Here is a 16,024-nt window from a genome sequence, read left to right as displayed (position 1 = left end):
AACCGATCGGGTATCCGACACGAGGCGCGGTTCGTCAGATCGTCAGTGGAGGCTCCTGAAGGCGTTCCAGCCGCCGCCGATCAGCACGCGGGAGCCGTACGGGCCGCGGCACGTGCCGTCGTAGTCGTAGAGCCGGCCCGCCGTGTCGCGGGCGACCAGGTCCGCGCAGCCGTCGCCGGAGATGTCGCCGACCCCCACCAGGGAGGTGTAGACGCCCCAGCCGCTGCCGACCCTCACCCGCGCGGTCACCCCGCCGGTGGCCGTGCCGTAGTACCGCCACAGCACGCCCGCCGCGTCCACGCCGAGCAGGTCGCCCCGCCCGTCGCCGTTGAGGTCGCCGGCGCCGACGACCTTCTTGTACAGCTTCCAGTCGGTGCCGATCCGGACCCGGGTCTTCACGCGGTGATCGGCCGTGCCGGCGTAGAAGTACATGTCGCCCGTCGACGTCTGGCGTGCGATCAGATCGGTGAACCCGTCACCGTTCGCGTCGCCGGGGGACGTCAGGACGTCGTACTGCCCCCAGCCCGAGCCGATCGGCGTGTACGGCGACGAGGCCGAGACGACCTTGCCGCAGCCCGGCCGGTAGGCCCGCAGCTGATCCCCGACGCGCACCAGCACGTCCGCGCACCCGTCGCCGTTCACGTCACCGAACGGCACCAGGACGGACGTCGTCGGGAACTTCGCACCGGTGCCCGCGATCCGCGCCGACAGACCGCTGTACCCGTTGCCCCGGTACATCGACACCAGGCCCGCCGTGTCCATCACCAGGAGATCGCCCTGCGTGTCGTTCCCCGCCATGTCGCGCCAGGCCGGCCGGCCGCCGGAGACCGTGACCGTGCCGGTCAGGGACAGGTCCCTGCCCTGACCGTCCGCCGTGTTCGCCTGGAGGTGCCAGGTGTACCGGCCGTTCGCGACGGGCTTCCCCGCCGTCGTCCTGCCGTCCCAGGAGACGTCGATACGGCCCAGGGTCTCGCCGCCCCCATAGGCGCGGACCGGATCCCCGGAGTACGGGTCACGCAGCGTCAGCTGCCAGTACGACGAGGGCTTGGACAGCGCCCAGGACGCCTTCCAGCCGTCCTGGAGCCGCATGCCCGCCGGCACCTTCGCCGAGGCGGCGGTGAGGTCGGAGGTGGGCACGCCGGGCCACACGACGTGGACGCGGCTCTCGCGGTCCTTGTAGGCGACGGCCCCGCCGAAGCGGTCGACGGTCCAGTACTCGCGGCGGGTGCCGCGCACGGGTGCGGAGTCGACGAGCCTGCGCACCGCGGGCTTGCCGGAGGTGACCTTGGTGAGGTCGGTGAGCCGGAGGTACGCGTCGGAGTCCCGGTCGACGACGTAGCCGTCGCCCAGCAGGGCGTTGCTGTCCACGCCCATGGACAACGGCAGCCTCGTGTTCGTCCTGAGGTCGACCACACCCCGCTTCTGGGTCGGCCCGCACGCCCAGTACAGCCAGCGGCCGGCGGAGACCTGGAGCTCCGTCGGGGCGCACGCCGTCCCGGTCGTGACCTTGCCGAGGTCCTTGCCGGTGGCCAGGTCGGTCCGCGCCACCTCGCCCACCGTGGCCGTGCCCGCGTACAGGGTGTCGCCCCAGAGGGCCGCCGGAGCGGTGGATGCCTTGTTGCTGACGACGGTCTGCGCGTCGAGGTCCACGACGAGCGTCCTGCCGCGGCCCTGGAAGACCGCCCACCGGTGGAAGACGTCGGCGATCCGTCCGTCCGTCTCGCCGGTGGAAACCCGGCTCACCTGACCTCCGGAGGTACGGGCGGTGACCTCCACCGGCTTGAAGTCGTCATGGGCCAGATAGACCGTACGGCCGTCACCGCTGTCGAACAGCGGTGTGTCGCTCTCCAGCCGCTTCGACTCGGCTCCCGCCCACACCGGCTGCGGATGGCCGGTGTGCACCGGACCGACCGGCAGCGGCGTCCATCCGTAGAAGTCGCTGCCCGACGACGTGCCCGGCTCCAGGGTGGAGAGCCGGCCCGCGCCGAGGGCGAGCGACCGCACCTCGGCCGTCATCGGCTCCACCCGGTCCAGCTTCTCCAGGACCGGCGCGCCGCCGGCCTTCCCCGGGACGGCCTTGAGGACGGACCAGTCGGAGGAGGACGTACCGCCGACGACGGCCACGCCCCCGCCCGCGATCTGGGCGACGTCCGCCTCGGCCTTCGCCAGGAGGGTCTGCGAGCGCCCGTCGGGGTGGAGCGCGACGAGCCTCCGCTCCAGGGAGGCGTCGGCGCCGGAGGCCTCGCCCAGGGCGAGGACCCAGTCGCCGACGAGGCCGATACGGGCGGTGCTCAGGCCCTCGGGGAGGACGAGCGTCTGCTCGGGGCCGGTCAGGTCCGACCGCTGCCGCACGCGCACCGTGCGGTCCGTGCCGATCCAGGCGATGCGGTCGGGGCTCACGGCCACCGGCGCGCCGCGCCCGCTCCCTTGCGGGGTGGGGGCCGGGATCACGGTCATCTGCCCGGTGCGCAGGTCGACGACACCGAGGTCGGACCAGCCGTACGCGGCCGGGTCGCCGGACCGGCCGAAGCGGATCACGGCGGCGGAGTCGTCCCCGGCCACGAGCGGCGCCGTGTTCAGAGAGGCGCCCTCGGGCCAGCCGGTGACGGGCGTGCGGGTCCCGTTCGGGTCGTCGGCGCGCACCAGGTAGTAGCCGGTGGTCGTGGAGTGGTCCTCGGCGGAGACGTACTGCTGGAAGAGCAGGGTGGAGCCGAGCAGCCCCCGGTAGCTCGCGTCGGCCGGCACGTCGAGCGACTGCTCGGTGCCGGTCTCCAGGTCGCGGACGGCGTGGCCGCCGCTGCCGCGCTGGACGTACAGATAGCGCCCGCCGGTGCCGGATTCGGCGAAGGGCAGGGCCGCCGTCGTCCCGTACCCCAGCGGAACGCTCTTCGTGGGGTCGGTGACGTCCGTCCACTCCAGCTGCCCGCCGGAGGACCGGTCGGGGTCCTCCGTCTCGTGCACGTAACCCGTGGGTCCGGCCGCGGTGACGGTCACCTGCCGGGGTACGGCCCGCCAGTTCGGCGCGACGTCGAGCTGGTCGACCCCGACGATCGGCGACGCCTCGGCGACCACGGCGGGCGAGAGGCCGACGGCCGAGGCGAGGAGCGCGGTGGCGAGGACGGCGGTACGCGTGCGGGGCCGCCGCGCGCGTGCGATACGAGACAAAGAGTGGTCCCTCCCCAGGGCAACCTGATGACCGGCTGAGCGTATCCGCCCGAACAGCCACGCGAGTCCCGGATACGGGTCAGGGCCCGTACCAGCACCGAAGTGCTCGTACGGGCCCTGCTCAGGGTGTTACGCGGACTCAGCCGTTGCGCTTCCAGCGCGGCTTGTCGTCACGGCGGCCGAAGGTGCCGCCCGTCGAACCGGTCGAACCGGCCGAACCGGTCGAACCGGTGCCACGGTGCTCGTCACGACGGCCGTACGGGCGGTCGCCGCCACCGGCGCGGAAGCCGCCGGCGGGGCGGTCGTCGCGACGGTCACGGTTGAACGGACGGTCGCTGCCGCGGTGGCCGCCGGCCGGACGGTCGTTGTCGCGGCGCTCGAAGGGGCGGCCGCCACGGTCGTCACGGTTGAAGCCGCCCGACGGACGGTCATCGCGGCGGAAACCACCGGAGGACGGACGGTCGTTGTCGCGACGGAAGCCACCACGGTCGCCGCCACGGTCGTCACGGTTGAAACCGCCCGACGGACGGTCGTCACGGCGGAAACCACCGGAGGACGGACGGTCGTTGTCACGGCGGAAGCCACCGGACGGACGGTCGTTGTCGCGACGGAAGCCACCACGGTCGCCACCGCGGTCGCCGCCACGGTCACGGCGCTCGTAGTTGCCGCGGTCGTCGCGGAACGCCGGGCGCTCCTCACGACGCTGCTCCTCGGCGCGAGCGACACGCTCGGCCTCGGCGGCAGCGGCCGCGACCTCGGCCTCGGCGGCCTCGGCCACCTCGGCGACAGCGGCCTCCGGGTCCTCGCCGCGCTCACGGGCGGCGCGGGCCACCAGGCGGTCGGCCTCCTCGCGGAGCTCGACGGCACGGCGCTGGAGGCGCTCCAGCTGCTTGGTCAGCTCGACGACCTCGCGCTCGGCCTGCTTGGCCGAGTTGTTCGCGGAGTCGGCCTGGACCTCGGTCAGGGACCGGGCACCGGTGATCTCGGCGACCTCCGGCTCGAAGGCGCCGGCGCTCTGGATGATGTGGCGCGAGGCGTCGACGCCCGCGTCCTCCATCAGCCGGAAGATCTGGCGGCGCTGGTGCGGCAGCGACAGCGAGACGACGACACCGGACTTGCCGGCGCGGGCCGTACGACCCGAGCGGTGCAGGTAGTCCTTGTGGTCACCGGCCGGGTCCACGTTCAGGACCAGGTCGATGCCGTCGACGTGGATGCCGCGGGCGGCGACGTCGGTGGCGACCAGCGCGTTGACGTAGCCGTCCTTGAAGTCGGCGAGGACGCGGGTACGGGCGCCCTGCGTCATGCCGCCGTGCAGCGCGTCGGCCTTCACGCCGGACTCGACGAGCTGCTCGGCGATGCGGTCGGCGCCCAGCTGGGTGCGGACGAAGATGATCGTGCGGCCCTTGCGGGCGGCGATCGCGGCCGTGACCGGCGCCTTGTCCTTCGGCTTCACGACGAGGACGTGGTGCGACATGGTCGAGACGTTGCCCTGGGCGCTGTCGACCTCGTGGCTGATCGGGTTGTTCAGGTAGCGCTTGACCAGCGTGCCGATCTCGTTCTCCATGGTGGCGGAGAAGAGCATGCGCTGACCGCCGGCCGGGACCTGGTCGAGCAGCTCGGTGACCTCGGGCAGGAAGCCCAGGTCGGACATCTGGTCGGCCTCGTCGAGGACCGCGACCTGGACGTTCTCCAGGGAGCAGGCGCCACGGTTGATGATGTCGCGCAGTCGGCCCGGGGTGGCGACGAGGATGTCGACGCCGCGCTCCAGGGCGTAGATCTGGTTGCCCATGGACGTACCGCCGCAGACGACCTTGATCTTCAGGCCGAGCACGTCGCCGTACGGCTGGAGGGCGTCCGCGACCTGCATCGCGAGCTCACGGGTCGGGGTGAGGATGACCGCGCGGGGCTTCTTCTTCTCGGTGTGACCGCCGGCCAGCTGGGCCAGGGTGGGGAGACCGAAGGAGAGGGTCTTGCCGGAGCCGGTACGGCCACGGCCGAGGATGTCCTTGCCGGCCAGGGCGTCCGGGATGGTCGCCGCCTGGATCGGGAAGGGGCTCGTCACGCCGTTCTGCGCGAGCTTGCGCACGATGCCCTCGGGCAGACCGAGGTCCGCGAAGGTGATGGTGGGCTCCTCGTCGGCCTCGTCGGCCTCAGCGGAGTCCTCGACGTCCTGGACGTCGTCGAAGTCGGTGGTGTCGTCGGTGTCGACGACGGCCGCAGCCTCGGTGGCGACGGTCTCGGTGGCCTCTACGGCCTCGACGATCTCGTCGTTCTCGGGCATGACGGTGTGGTCAGAACTGAAAATGGACATGCGAAATGCGAAACCTTCCGGAGTCTCGGCACGCGCCCGTCAACTCCGTGAATTCGCAAATCGACCGCCTCAATGCGGTCAGCCACGGCTAGGGAGAGTACGCGCCACACGGCGCTCTTCTGTGTCGGCGCCGGGCAATGGGATCAAACGATCTACCACCATACGCACCCTCCCCCACCTATGGCAAACCGGACTCCGTCACACCGGCCCGACCTGCGGAGATGCCGCCGGCTCCGAAGGCGCTCCCGGCCCGTCCGCCGCCGCCATCGCACCCAGCTGGGTCTCGGGTCCGGAGGTCGGCGGATCGGTCGGATTGGAGGTCGGCTCGGGCGTCGGTTCCGGGGTGGGCTCCGGGGTCGGCTCCGGGGTCGGCGGCTCGGTCGGGTTCGGGGTCGGCTCCGGCGTCGGCGTCACGCCGCCACCCGGGCCACCGGCCCCGCCGCCGCTGTCACCGCTCCCCGCGCCGCCGTCACCGCTGCCGCCGCCGCTCCCGCCACTGCCCCCGCTCGCGCCACTCCCGCCACTGCCGCCGTCCACAGGGCTCCCGCCCGTGCCCTGCTGACCGCCGGCGGCACCGGCGCCTCCGCCACTCGTCTGCCCGGGCTTCGGGGAGCCGCCGGTCCCGTCGGGGCCCTCCGAGGGCATCACCGCGCCGGGCGAGGGCTGCCCGGAGGCCGACGGCGAACCGCTCGGCACCGGGGACTTCGCGCCCCCGCCGGCCACGTCGGGCCCGCCGCCCTCCGGGCGCCCGTTCCAGGAACCGGCGCCGCCGTCCGGGAGTCCGGCGCCGCCGCCGGTCTCGGCCGCCACACCGCGCTTCCCCCCGGACGCGCCGGGCGCCGGCTTCGCCCCCTCGTCACTCACACTCATACAGCCGCTCAGACCGGCGCAGGCCGCGACGGCCAGTGCGGCGGCGGCCCACCTCACACGGGTGGGCAAGCGGGTGGGCAAATGGCGCACGGGGGCACCTCCAGGGACACAACAGGCAGGAACGGAACGCGTTGCCCTGCCCAACTCCCCCGGCGCCACAAGGGACACGCCCCGGCCGCAGCCGCGCCTCAGCCGTAGCCCAGCGCGTGCAGCCGCTCGTCGTCGATGCCGAAGTGATGGGCGATCTCGTGCACCACCGTGATCTCGGTCTCCGCGACCACGTCCTCGTGCGACTCGCACATCCGGAGCGTCGGCCCCCGGTAGATCGTGATCCGGTCCGGCAGCACCCCGGCGTACCACTCGCCGCGCTCGGTCAGCGGCGTCCCCTCGTAGAGCCCGAGCAGCTCGGGATCGTCCGGGGCGGGTTCGTCCTCGACGAACACCGCGACGTTGTCCATCAGCCGGGCGAGTTCCGGTGGGATCCGGTCCAGGGCCTCGGCGACAAGTTCCTCGAACTCCTCGCGCGTCATCTCCAGCACGCGCCCATTGTCCCCCCGTCAGAGGGACTCGCCGGGGGTGGGCGGAAACCGTTTTGGCGATAGCGGCCGACATCCCATATGCTTCTCACGTCCCCGACGCGCTGAGAAGCGCCCCGGTGGGCCCTTAGCCCTCATCGTCTAGTGGCCCAGGACGCCGCCCTTTCAAGGCGGTAGCACGGGTTCGAATCCCGTTGGGGGTACGCATTAACGTGTGCGAGACTTGTCTCGCACATTGCAAGGCTCTGTGGAGCAGTTGGTTAGCTCGCCACCCTGTCAAGGTGGAGGTCGCGGGTTCAAGTCCCGTCAGAGTCGCTGAAGCTGGAAACAGCTTCGTGGCTGGGTAGCTCAGTTGGTACGAGCGATCGCCTGAAAAGCGATAGGTCGCCGGTTCGACCCCGGCCCCAGCCACAAACAGAAGGCCCCGTTCGAAAGAACGGGGCCTTCGTCGTTTTCTCTCCCGCGTCCCAGGACTCCCGTACGGGGAAGGGGCCCGCGCCCCTTCCCCGTGGACGGTCACGCCTCCTCGCGCTCCCGCGTTCGGCTCCCCCGCCGGCCCCGCACCACGAGCACCACCGCCACCACGGCCACCACGGCGACGAGCAGCGCCCAGTCCGGCACCGCGCGCCCCAGCTCGGCCACCCGCTCCTCCACCGCGAACGACTCGTCCACCGAGAGCAGCCCCGGCAGCGCGGTCGTCCCGTCGAAGACCAGGAAGAGCGTGCCGAGGGCGATGAAGAACAGGCCCGAGAGCACCGAGGTCGAGTGGAGCGTGAGCGGCCCGACCCGGAGCGGCCGGCCGCGCAGCCAGCGCCGCCGGCCCAGGTCGTACCGCTCCCAGAGCAGCGCCAGGACGAAGAGCGGGACCGCCATGCCCAGCGCGTACACCGCGAGGAGCAGCCCGCCGTACGCCGGACTGCCGCTCAGCGCCGCCACCGTCAGGACGCTGCCGAGGATCGGGCCCGCGCAGAAGCCCGCGAGGCCGTAGACCAGGCCGAGGGCGTAGACGGAGAGCGCCGACGTGGGCCGGATGCGGCCGCTCGCCTCGGCGATGCGGCGGGACGCGAAGCCGAGGCCGAGGATCTGGAGGACGCCGAGCCCGACGATCAGCCAGCCGCCGACGGTCACCAGGAGGTCCCGGTTGCCGTAGAAGAACCGGCCCGCGAAGGACCCGGCCGCGCCCAGCGGGACGAGGGTGGTCGCCAGGCCCGCGTAGAGGATCCCGGTCCTGGCCACCAGTTTCGCGCGCGTGTCGATCGAGTACGCGAAGAAGGCGGGCAGGAGCAGGGCGCTGCACGGGCTGAGGAGGGCGAGCAGACCGCCGAGGAACGCGGCGAAGTACCCGATGCCGGAGGTCACTGCGCGGAGCCCGGCTTCTTCGCGTCCTTCGTGGCCTTCGCCGTCTTCGCCGCCGCCTCGATGGCGTCGGTGAAGGTCTCCAGGGGCTGCGCGCCCGCGATCGGGCGGCCGTTGACGAGGAAGGACGGGGTGGAGGTCGCGCCGAGCGCGTACCCCTGCTCCTGGTCCTTGCGGACGGCCTCGCGGGCCGCCGTCCCCTCGGTGTCCTTCGCGAACCGGGCCGCGTCGGGGACGCCGGCCTCCTTCGCGAGGGCCGCGAGCCGGTCCTTCCCGAAGCCCTTCTCCTTGGCCCCCTCGGCGTACGCGGCCTTGTGGAACTCCCAGAACCGGCCCTGCTGCCCGGCCGCCCAGGAGGCGCGGGCGACGGCCTCCGACTCCTCGCCGAAGATCGGGAAGTTCCGCCACTCGATGCGCAGGGTGCCCGCGTCCACGTACTTCTTCACGAGGACCGGCTCGGTGTCCCGGGCGAACTTCCCGCAGTAGCCGCACTTGAAGTCGGCGTACTCGATGAGGACGACGGGCGCGTCGGCCCGGCCCAGGGCGAGCTTGTCGGCGGCGTCGCGGCGGGCGTACGCCTCCAGCTCGGGGTAGACGCCGGCGGACGGGTCGGCGGAGACCTCGGCGACGGCGGACGAGCCGCCCGCGCCGCCGGCGGCCGGCTTGGTGGCGGTGTACGAGACGACGCCGAGCAGCACGGCGGCGGCCGCCACCCCGGAGACGATCACGATCGGCTTGGACTTGGGCTTGGACTTGGGCCTGGACGTGGGCATGCGGAAGCGCTCCTGAGGAGGAAGGGGAGAAGGAGAGGGACGGCGCGGAGGGCGACCGTCCGTCTACACCCTCATCAGGGTCGACAGCTCCACGGGTGAGGCCGCGACGCGCTCGGGCGGCTCCCGGCCCGGCGCCGTCCCCCGTCCGTCCGGCTGCCCGTGCCGGACCGCGCACGGCGTCCGGTCGGCGGCCAGGGCGGGCAGCAGCTCCGCGAAGCCGCCGGCCCGGGGCGGTACGACGGGACCGGAGGCGCCCGCCTCGACGGCGTGTCCCGGGTCACAGCCCGGCACGACGGCACCCACGACGGCGACGGCCTGGGTCCGGGGAGAGTCGGCAGAGGCGGCGGCAGCGGCGGCCGACGTCGTCGTCCCGCACACCAGCAGCCCCAGCACCAGGCCCGCCAGCGCGGCGAAGGCCGCCAGGGCGCGGGTGGTGCGGAACATGCGATACCTCTCGGGTCCGGTCGACGTGCCCGAAATAGTACGCACCCCTCCCCCGGAAATCGGTTCGCCGCTTCTCGGCCGCAAGTGCGATCCTGGGGTCCGTATGTCTACTTCCTTCGCCGCCCTCCAGTCCGTCCTGGCCGAGGTCTCGCTGCGGGACTCCCACCGGCTCGGCCGCCGTCTCGAAGGCGCCCGCCGCATCCGTAAGCCCGAGGCCCGTGAGGCCGTCCTGGACGAGATCGCCGCCGAGGCGGCCAAGGCCAAGGAGCGCGTCGACGGGCGCGCCTCTCGCGTGCCCGCGATCACGTACCCCGAGCAGCTGCCCGTCTCGCAGAAGAAGGACGAGATCCTGGAGGCGATACGCGACCACCAGGTCGTGATCGTCGCCGGTGAGACGGGTTCGGGAAAGACCACCCAGATCCCGAAGATCTGTCTGGAGCTCGGCCGGGGCGTCCGGGGCATGATCGGGCACACGCAGCCCCGCCGGATCGCCGCCCGCACGGTCGCCGAGCGCGTCGCCGAGGAGCTGCGCACCCCGCTCGGCGAGGCCGTCGGCTGGAAGGTCCGCTTCACCGACCAGGTGAACCCGGACGCGACCTTCGTGAAGCTGATGACGGACGGCATCCTGCTCGCCGAGATCCAGACGGACCGCGAGCTGCGCGCCTACGACACGATCATCATCGACGAGGCCCACGAGCGGTCCCTCAACATCGACTTCCTGCTCGGCTATCTGGCCCAGCTGCTGCCGAAGCGCCCCGACCTCAAGGTCGTCATCACCTCGGCGACCATCGACCCGGAGCGTTTCTCCCGTCACTTCGGCGAGGCCCCGATCGTCGAGGTCAGCGGCCGTACGTACCCGGTGGAGGTCCGTTACCGGCCCCTCCTCGAAGAGGACTCCGAGGAGTCGGACCGGGACCAGATCACCGCGATCTGCGAGGCCGTCGAGGAGCTCCAGTCCGAGGGCCCCGGCGACGTCCTGGTCTTCCTCTCCGGTGAGCGCGAGATCCGCGACACCGCGGACGCGCTCCTCAAGCGGCAGCTGCGGAACACCGAGGTCCTCCCGCTCTACGCGCGCCTGTCGCACGCCGAGCAGCACCGCGTCTTCCAGGCCCACTCCGGCCGCCGGATCGTCCTCGCGACGAACGTCGCCGAGACCTCCCTGACCGTCCCCGGCATCAAGTACGTGATCGATCCGGGCACCGCCCGCATCTCGCGCTACTCGCACCGGACCAAGGTCCAGCGGCTGCCGATCGAGGCGGTCAGCCAGGCCAGCGCCAACCAGCGCAAGGGCCGCTGCGGCCGTACGTCCGACGGCATCTGCATCCGCCTGTACTCCGAGGACGACTTCCTGTCGCGGCCGGAGTTCACGGACGCCGAGATCCTCCGGACGAACCTGGCCTCCGTCATCCTCCAGATGACCGCGGCCGGCCTCGGCGACATCGAGAAGTTCCCCTTCATCGACCCGCCGGACCACCGGAACATCCGGGACGGCGTGCAGCTCCTCCAGGAGCTCGGCGCGATCGACCCGGCGGAGAAGGATCCGAAGAAGCGGCTCACCCCGCAGGGCCGGAAGCTCGCCCAGCTGCCCGTGGACCCGCGGCTCGCCCGCATGGTCCTGGAGGCGGACAAGAACGGCTGTGTCCGCGAGGTCATGGTGATCGCGGCCGCGCTCTCCATCCAGGACCCGCGCGAGCGGCCCGCGGAGAAGCAGACGCAGGCCGACCAGCAGCACGCCCGCTTCAAGGACGAGGCGAGCGACTTCTCCGCCTACCTGAACCTGTGGCGGTACGTCCGCGAGCAGCAGAAGGAGCGGGGATCCAGCTCCTTCCGCCGGATGTGCAAGCAGGAGTACCTGAACTTCCTGCGCATCCGGGAGTGGCAGGACATCTACGCCCAGCTCCGTACGGTCGCCAAGCAGATGGGGATCCATCTCAACGAGGACGACGCCCCGGAGCAGTCCGTCCACGTGTCCCTCCTCGCCGGTCTGCTCAGCCACATCGGTCTGAAGGACGTGAAGGACGGGGCCAAGAACGACTACCTGGGTGCCCGCAGCGCCAAGTTCGCGATCTTCCCCGGCTCCGCGCTCTTCAAGAAGCCCCCGCGTTTCGTCATGTCGGCGGAGCTCGTGGAGACCTCGCGGCTCTGGGCCCGGGTCAACGCCCGGATCGAGCCCGAGTGGATCGAGCCGCTCGCCGAGCACCTGACGAAGAAGACGTACAGCGAGCCGCACTGGGAGAAGGACCAGGCGGCCGTGATGGCCTTCGAGAAGGTGACGCTGTACGGCGTGCCGATCGTCGCCGACCGCAAGGTGAACTACGGCCGGATCGACCCGGAGGTCTCCCGCGACCTGTTCATCCGGAACGCCCTGGTCGAGGGCGACTGGCGCACCCACCACAAGTTCTTCGCCGACAACCGCAAGCTCCTCACCGAGGTCGAGGAGCTGGAGCACCGCGCCCGGCGCCGGGACATCCTCGTCGACGACGAGACGCTCTTCGACTTCTACGACAAGCGCGTCCCCGAGCACGTCGTGTCCGGCGCCCACTTCGACTCCTGGTGGAAGCACAAGCGCCATGACGAGCCGGAGTTCCTGGACTTCGAGCGCGAGATGCTCATCAACGAGAAGGCCGCGGGCGTCACCAAGGACGACTATCCGGACTCCTGGCGGCAGGGGCCGCTGAAGTTCCGGGTGACGTACCAGTTCGAGCCGGGCGCGGACGCGGACGGCGTGACCGTCCACATCCCGCTCCAGGTGCTCAACCAGGTGACGGACGAGGGCTTCGAGTGGCAGATCCCGGGTCTGCGCGGCGAGGTCGTCACGGAGCTGATCCGCTCTCTGCCGAAGCCGATCCGCCGCCACTACGTCCCCGCGCCGAACTTCGCGTCCCGGTTCCTGGACGCGGTCGTGCCCGTGCAGGAGCCGCTGGCGGGCGCGCTCGCCCGCGAGCTCCAGCGGATGGTCGGCATCCCGGTCACCGCCGAGGACTTCGACTGGGCGAAGGTGCCGGAGCACCTCAAGGTCACGTTCCGGATCGTCGACGAGCGGCGCCGCAAGCTGGCCGAGGACAAGGACCTGGAGACGCTGCGGCTCCAACTGCGCCCCAAGGCCCGTAAGGCCCTCTCCCAGGCCGCCGCGGCGGCCACGGGTGGCCCGGACGGCTCCGGGCCCTCCCTGGAGCGCACAGGGCTCACGGAGTGGACGATCGGCACCCTCACGAAGGTCTTCGAGACCAAGCGGGGCGGCCAGCCGGTCAAGGCGTACCCGGCGCTCGTGGACGAGGGCGCGACCGTCGCCGTACGGCTCTTCGACACGGAGGCCGAGCAGGAGCGGGCGATGTGGCGGGGCACCCGGAAGCTGATCATGCTGAACATCCCGGTGAACCCGGCGAAGTTCGCCTCGGACAAGCTGACCAACCAGCAGAAGCTGGCCCTGTCCTCGAACCCGCACGGCTCGATCCAGGCCCTCTTCGACGACTGCGCGACCGCCGCGGCCGACAAGCTGATCGCCGACCACGGCGGTCCGGCCTGGGACGAGGAGTCCTTCCGGAAGCTGTACGACAAGGTCCGCGCGGACCTGGTGGACACGACGGTCCGGACGGTGGGCCAGGTCCAGCAGATCCTGGCGGCCTGGCAGGCCTGCCAGCGGCGGCTCAAGTCCACGAACAGCCTGGCGCTGATCAACAACCTGACGGACGTGCGCGAGCAGCTGGCCTGGCTGGTGCCGGCGGGCTTCGTCACCCGTACGGGGCTCAAGCGGCTCCCGGACCTGATGCGCTATCTGGTGGCGGTGGACCGGCGGCTCCAGCAGATGGCGACGGGCGTCCAGCGGGACACGACCCGCATGGAGAAGGTCCACGAGATGCTGGACGAGTACGCGTGGCTGCTCGAACAGCTCCCGAAGGGCCGCCCGGTGCCGACCGAGGTGACCGACATCCGCTGGATGATCGAGGAGCTGCGGGTGAGCTACTTCGCGCACGCGCTGGGCACGGCGCACCCGGTATCGGACAAGCGGATCGTGAAGGCGATCGACGCGGCGGCGCCCTGAGCGCCGCCTCGGCACCCTGACCGGCCGCGGGTCCGGTGGTGCCGTCCGGCGGTGAGTTCGACCGGACCGCTGACCTGCTGTACAGTCTTCCTCGCAGCCACTTACGAGGGGCTGCGAGCAAGGACCTGTGGAGCAGTTGGTTAGCTCGCCACCCTGTCAAGGTGGAGGTCGCGGGTTCAAGTCCCGTCAGGTTCGCAGTACCGAAGGCCCGCATCGTGAGATGCGGGCCTTCGTTGTGTTCCCGTGTATTGACGGCGCGGGGCGCCCGCCGGTACCCCGGACTCAGGGAATCGGGGGACCGTACCGGAGGTGGTCGCGCATGGCCGCGGCGTCGGCGGCACGACACGACACACGAGCGCTGCTGCGTGCCCATCTGGCGGCCGCTTCCCGCTACGGACACCTCACGCGTCACTGCGTGGTCTGCCATCGCCTCCAGCGGCTCGTCATGGAGCTTCCCGAGTGCGAGGATCCCGAGCCGGCGGCGGAGGAGGACGAAAGTCCCACCGACCCATGACCAACGGCGGGTTGTGAGCGATCCAGGGGGTGGCACGCTGGAGATTGGCAAGGCTTCGCGAGTGTGACGGGTGTCACTGAAGGAGTTTCAGGAACCCCTGCACTTACACCTCTCCTACACCCGCCCGATTTAATATGTGCAATTGCACGGCCTGCCGCAGAGTGGCCCAGGGCACAAAAAAGATCGCGCCAGACCCGGCGGAGTCCAGCGCGATCGTTGACGAAGGCCTGTTGGGGCAGGATTCCGTCGGCAGTACTAGGGGTGGGCGACCGGATTGGGGGATCCGGACGGGCCCGGTGTTACAGGGTGCTGCGGGGTGTTGAGCGAGCCTCAGGCCTCGCTGCGCTGCTGCGGAATACCCGCGAGCAGTGCGCGAACCTCGGCCTCGCGGTACCGGCGGTGCCCACCCAGGGTGCGGATGGACGTGAGCTTGCCCGCCTTCGCCCAACGGGTCACCGTCTTCGGGTCCACACGGAACATCGTGGCAACCTCGGCAGGGGTCAGCAGCGGCTCGGCATCAGGGGTGCGAGCGGTCATGAGCGGCCTCCTCGGGAGAACCGAACCAATCTCGGTTCTTTCCTCTAAATTCTGCACCTTGACCCGCGTTGCCCGAAATGGCAGAAGCGGGCCGAGTCGGTTATAGGACGAACGGCTTGTCCTCGGCACTACAACTACACCATCCGTCCAGCCACGTCGGCCAAACCGATGGAATTGCCCTCGCAGGTGTTCATCAGCGGCGGAAGTCGATGGACCATGCCATAACGGACAGTCACGCGGCTGTGACGATCAGTCACAGAGCGATCAGGAGTCCTCAGACCCCCCATAGAGTGCAATGCTGAGCGTTCCGCCCAAACTTGGGCGGAAGGAACCCTCCCCGGACTCCTTGTCCTATTTTGGCACGAGGGTGGGTGATGGGCGCAAGGGTGCGTTAAGTGCTGTCCGTCACGCTTGAGCCAAAGGCCCGGATCAGGACCAACGTCCCCGTCGCCCGTGTGCCGAAAGACCCCGCCGCGAAGAGCGCGGCGAGAGACCCCGGAGCCGTCGGGTCCGGATGTCTGAAGATCATTTACCTCAGTCGGACATGTCTTGTCGATGGGGACCTGACGAAGATGCCCGACTGATGTCAGTTCGCGCCCCGCAGGTCCCTGACGACCCGCCAGCGCTCCGCGAGCCGGCCGTACACCTCACTGGCCCGCTCGCCGTCCCCCGCGCGCAGCGCGGCGATCCCCTCCGCCATCTCCGCCGCCGACCGCTCGGCCGCCAGCCACTCCTCCGCGACCGCGTGCACCAGGCCCCCGAAGTCCAGCTCCACGAGCGCCCGCGGATGGAACTCCTCCAGCCAGCGGCCCACGTCGACCAGGCCCTCCGTCATCGGCCCCTCGTCGATCGACTCCCGCAGGGCCCTCAGCGCCCGTGCGAGCCGCCGCCGCGCCTGCGCCATCGTCGTCCGGTAGCGCAGCACCGGAGCCGTCTCCGGGCCGCCCGGCTCGTACTGCCGGTCCTCGTCCCCGAAGAGCGCGAACCAGCGCAGCGGCACCTGCCAGACCGCCGTACGGATCCACGGACGGGCGTCCGGGTTCCTGCTCAGCCACCGTTCGTAGTCGCCGGCCACCTGGACGCGCACCACGGGCGGCAGCATCGCGTCGAGCACCGGCCCCGGGTACCCGTCGGCCATCAGCTCCTCGACGGCCAGCCAGCTCCGCAGCCGGGTCCGCCACGGACAGATCACCACCACCCCGTCCAGGTGTGCGACGAACGCCTCCCCGCTCTCCTGGACCGGCACCGGCACCGGGGGCGTCGGCAGCAGGTCGGCGAGCGAGCGCCGCAGCTCCTCCTGCGCCCCCGGCGTACGCGGGAGGCGGGCGTACCGGGCCCAGTGGCTCCGCTCCGGTTCGGGGAACGCGGCCAGCGGCTCGTACACCCGCAGGTAGGACGCGTAGGGGACGAGGACCGAGGAGGCGACCGACATGCCGCGAATCCTTCCACGGAGGTACTCCGGGAGGGGGTGATCCC

11 protein-coding genes and 4 tRNA genes are annotated in these 16,024 nt (G+C 71.2%); 6 read left to right on the top strand and 9 right to left on the bottom strand.

All coding sequences use genetic code 11. The features are described from left to right. Positions 1 to 42: 42 nt before the first annotated feature. The 4 genes from ACFC0G_RS06975 to ACFC0G_RS06960 form a co-directional block, all read right to left on the bottom strand. Positions 43 to 3,165 (bottom strand): FG-GAP-like repeat-containing protein, encoded by a 3,123-nt coding sequence (locus ACFC0G_RS06975; RefSeq protein ID WP_376398330.1) that lies wholly within the window; start codon positions 3,163 to 3,165, stop codon positions 43 to 45. Positions 3,166 to 3,304: 139 nt separating this feature from the next. Further along, on the bottom strand, positions 3,305 to 5,476 hold the full coding sequence (locus tag ACFC0G_RS06970; protein WP_376398327.1) for a DEAD/DEAH box helicase: 2,172 nt from the start codon (positions 5,474 to 5,476) through the stop codon (positions 3,305 to 3,307). 198 nt (positions 5,477 to 5,674) lie between these two features. Continuing rightward, on the bottom strand, positions 5,675 to 6,286 hold the full coding sequence (locus tag ACFC0G_RS06965) for a hypothetical protein (RefSeq protein WP_376398324.1): 612 nt from the start codon (positions 6,284 to 6,286) through the stop codon (positions 5,675 to 5,677). A 248-nt stretch (positions 6,287 to 6,534) separates the two neighbouring features. Then, on the bottom strand, positions 6,535 to 6,885 hold the full coding sequence (locus tag ACFC0G_RS06960) for a metallopeptidase family protein (RefSeq protein WP_376398321.1): 351 nt from the start codon (positions 6,883 to 6,885) through the stop codon (positions 6,535 to 6,537). A 127-nt stretch (positions 6,886 to 7,012) separates the two neighbouring features. On the opposite strand from ACFC0G_RS06960, the gene ACFC0G_RS06955 reads away from it, so the two are divergent. From ACFC0G_RS06955 to ACFC0G_RS06945, 3 genes are all read left to right on the top strand, one after another. Next, a tRNA-Glu gene (locus tag ACFC0G_RS06955) sits at positions 7,013 to 7,085 on the top strand. Positions 7,086 to 7,123: 38 nt separating this feature from the next. Then, positions 7,124 to 7,197: transfer RNA gene (locus ACFC0G_RS06950), tRNA-Asp, on the top strand. A gap of 22 nt (positions 7,198 to 7,219) precedes the next feature. Then, positions 7,220 to 7,293, top strand: a tRNA-Phe gene (locus ACFC0G_RS06945). A 105-nt stretch (positions 7,294 to 7,398) separates the two neighbouring features. Here ACFC0G_RS06945 and ACFC0G_RS06940 read toward each other — a convergent pair. From ACFC0G_RS06940 to ACFC0G_RS06930, 3 genes are all read right to left on the bottom strand, one after another. Beyond that, positions 7,399 to 8,241 (bottom strand): cytochrome c biogenesis CcdA family protein, encoded by an 843-nt coding sequence (locus ACFC0G_RS06940; RefSeq protein WP_376398319.1) that lies wholly within the window; start codon positions 8,239 to 8,241, stop codon positions 7,399 to 7,401. After that, positions 8,238 to 9,011 (bottom strand): DsbA family protein, encoded by a 774-nt coding sequence (locus ACFC0G_RS06935; RefSeq protein ID WP_376398316.1) that lies wholly within the window; start codon positions 9,009 to 9,011, stop codon positions 8,238 to 8,240. Before ACFC0G_RS06935 ends, ACFC0G_RS06940 begins: the two co-directional genes overlap by 4 nt. Positions 9,012 to 9,074: 63 nt before the next feature. Further along, a complete protein-coding gene (locus tag ACFC0G_RS06930; RefSeq protein ID WP_376398313.1) occupies positions 9,075 to 9,455 on the bottom strand; it encodes a hypothetical protein in 381 nt (126 codons plus the stop codon). Positions 9,456 to 9,558: 103 nt separating this feature from the next. Here ACFC0G_RS06930 and hrpA point away from each other — a divergent pair, with 103 nt between their 5' ends. The 3 genes from hrpA to ACFC0G_RS06915 all read left to right on the top strand — a co-directional run bounded on the left by hrpA (position 9,559) and on the right by ACFC0G_RS06915 (position 14,011). Next, positions 9,559 to 13,497, top strand: a complete 3,939-nt coding sequence (gene hrpA / locus ACFC0G_RS06925; protein WP_376398310.1) for an ATP-dependent RNA helicase HrpA — start codon at positions 9,559 to 9,561, stop codon at positions 13,495 to 13,497. Positions 13,498 to 13,618: 121 nt separating this feature from the next. Beyond that, positions 13,619 to 13,692: transfer RNA gene (locus ACFC0G_RS06920), tRNA-Asp, on the top strand. A gap of 25 nt (positions 13,693 to 13,717) precedes the next feature. Beyond that, positions 13,718 to 14,011: a DUF6274 family protein gene (locus tag ACFC0G_RS06915; protein ID WP_376398307.1), complete on the top strand. Its 294-nt coding sequence runs from the start codon at positions 13,718 to 13,720 to the stop codon at positions 14,009 to 14,011. Between the two features lie 330 nt (positions 14,012 to 14,341). Here ACFC0G_RS06915 and bldC read toward each other — a convergent pair whose 3' ends face one another. Together bldC and ACFC0G_RS06905 are read right to left on the bottom strand one after the other, a co-directional pair. Continuing rightward, on the bottom strand, positions 14,342 to 14,548 hold the full coding sequence (gene bldC, locus ACFC0G_RS06910; RefSeq protein WP_003949541.1) for a developmental transcriptional regulator BldC: 207 nt from the start codon (positions 14,546 to 14,548) through the stop codon (positions 14,342 to 14,344). Positions 14,549 to 15,134: 586 nt separating this feature from the next. Beyond that, positions 15,135 to 15,980, bottom strand: coding sequence for a hypothetical protein (locus ACFC0G_RS06905; protein ID WP_376398304.1), 846 nt, complete (start codon positions 15,978 to 15,980; stop codon positions 15,135 to 15,137). Between the last annotated feature and the right edge of the window lie 44 nt (positions 15,981 to 16,024).

Origin of the sequence: Streptomyces sp. NPDC056169 (genome assembly GCF_042268445.1) — a bacterium.
In the GTDB taxonomy this organism is placed as follows: Bacteria; Actinomycetota; Actinomycetes; order Streptomycetales; family Streptomycetaceae; genus Streptomyces.
The sequence above is the reverse complement of the archived record's forward strand: the minus strand, read 5'-3'. Positions and strand labels throughout refer to the sequence as shown.

Bases quoted from the DNA above. Each gene is read 5' to 3' on its own strand.
- ACFC0G_RS06970 (WP_376398327.1), bottom strand. From the start codon at position 5,476: ATGTCCATTTTCAGTTCTGACCACACCGTCATGCCCGAGAACGACGAG.
- hrpA (WP_376398310.1), top strand. From the start codon at position 9,559: ATGTCTACTTCCTTCGCCGCCCTCCAGTCCGTCCTGGCCGAGGTCTCG.
- bldC (WP_003949541.1), bottom strand. From the start codon at position 14,548: ATGACCGCTCGCACCCCTGATGCCGAGCCGCTGCTGACCCCTGCCGAG.
- ACFC0G_RS06905 (WP_376398304.1), bottom strand. From the start codon at position 15,980: ATGTCGGTCGCCTCCTCGGTCCTCGTCCCCTACGCGTCCTACCTGCGG.
- ACFC0G_RS06935 (WP_376398316.1), bottom strand. From the start codon at position 9,011: ATGCCCACGTCCAGGCCCAAGTCCAAGCCCAAGTCCAAGCCGATCGTG.
- ACFC0G_RS06930 (WP_376398313.1), bottom strand. From the start codon at position 9,455: ATGTTCCGCACCACCCGCGCCCTGGCGGCCTTCGCCGCGCTGGCGGGC.
- ACFC0G_RS06915 (WP_376398307.1), top strand. From the start codon at position 13,718: ATGCGGGCCTTCGTTGTGTTCCCGTGTATTGACGGCGCGGGGCGCCCG.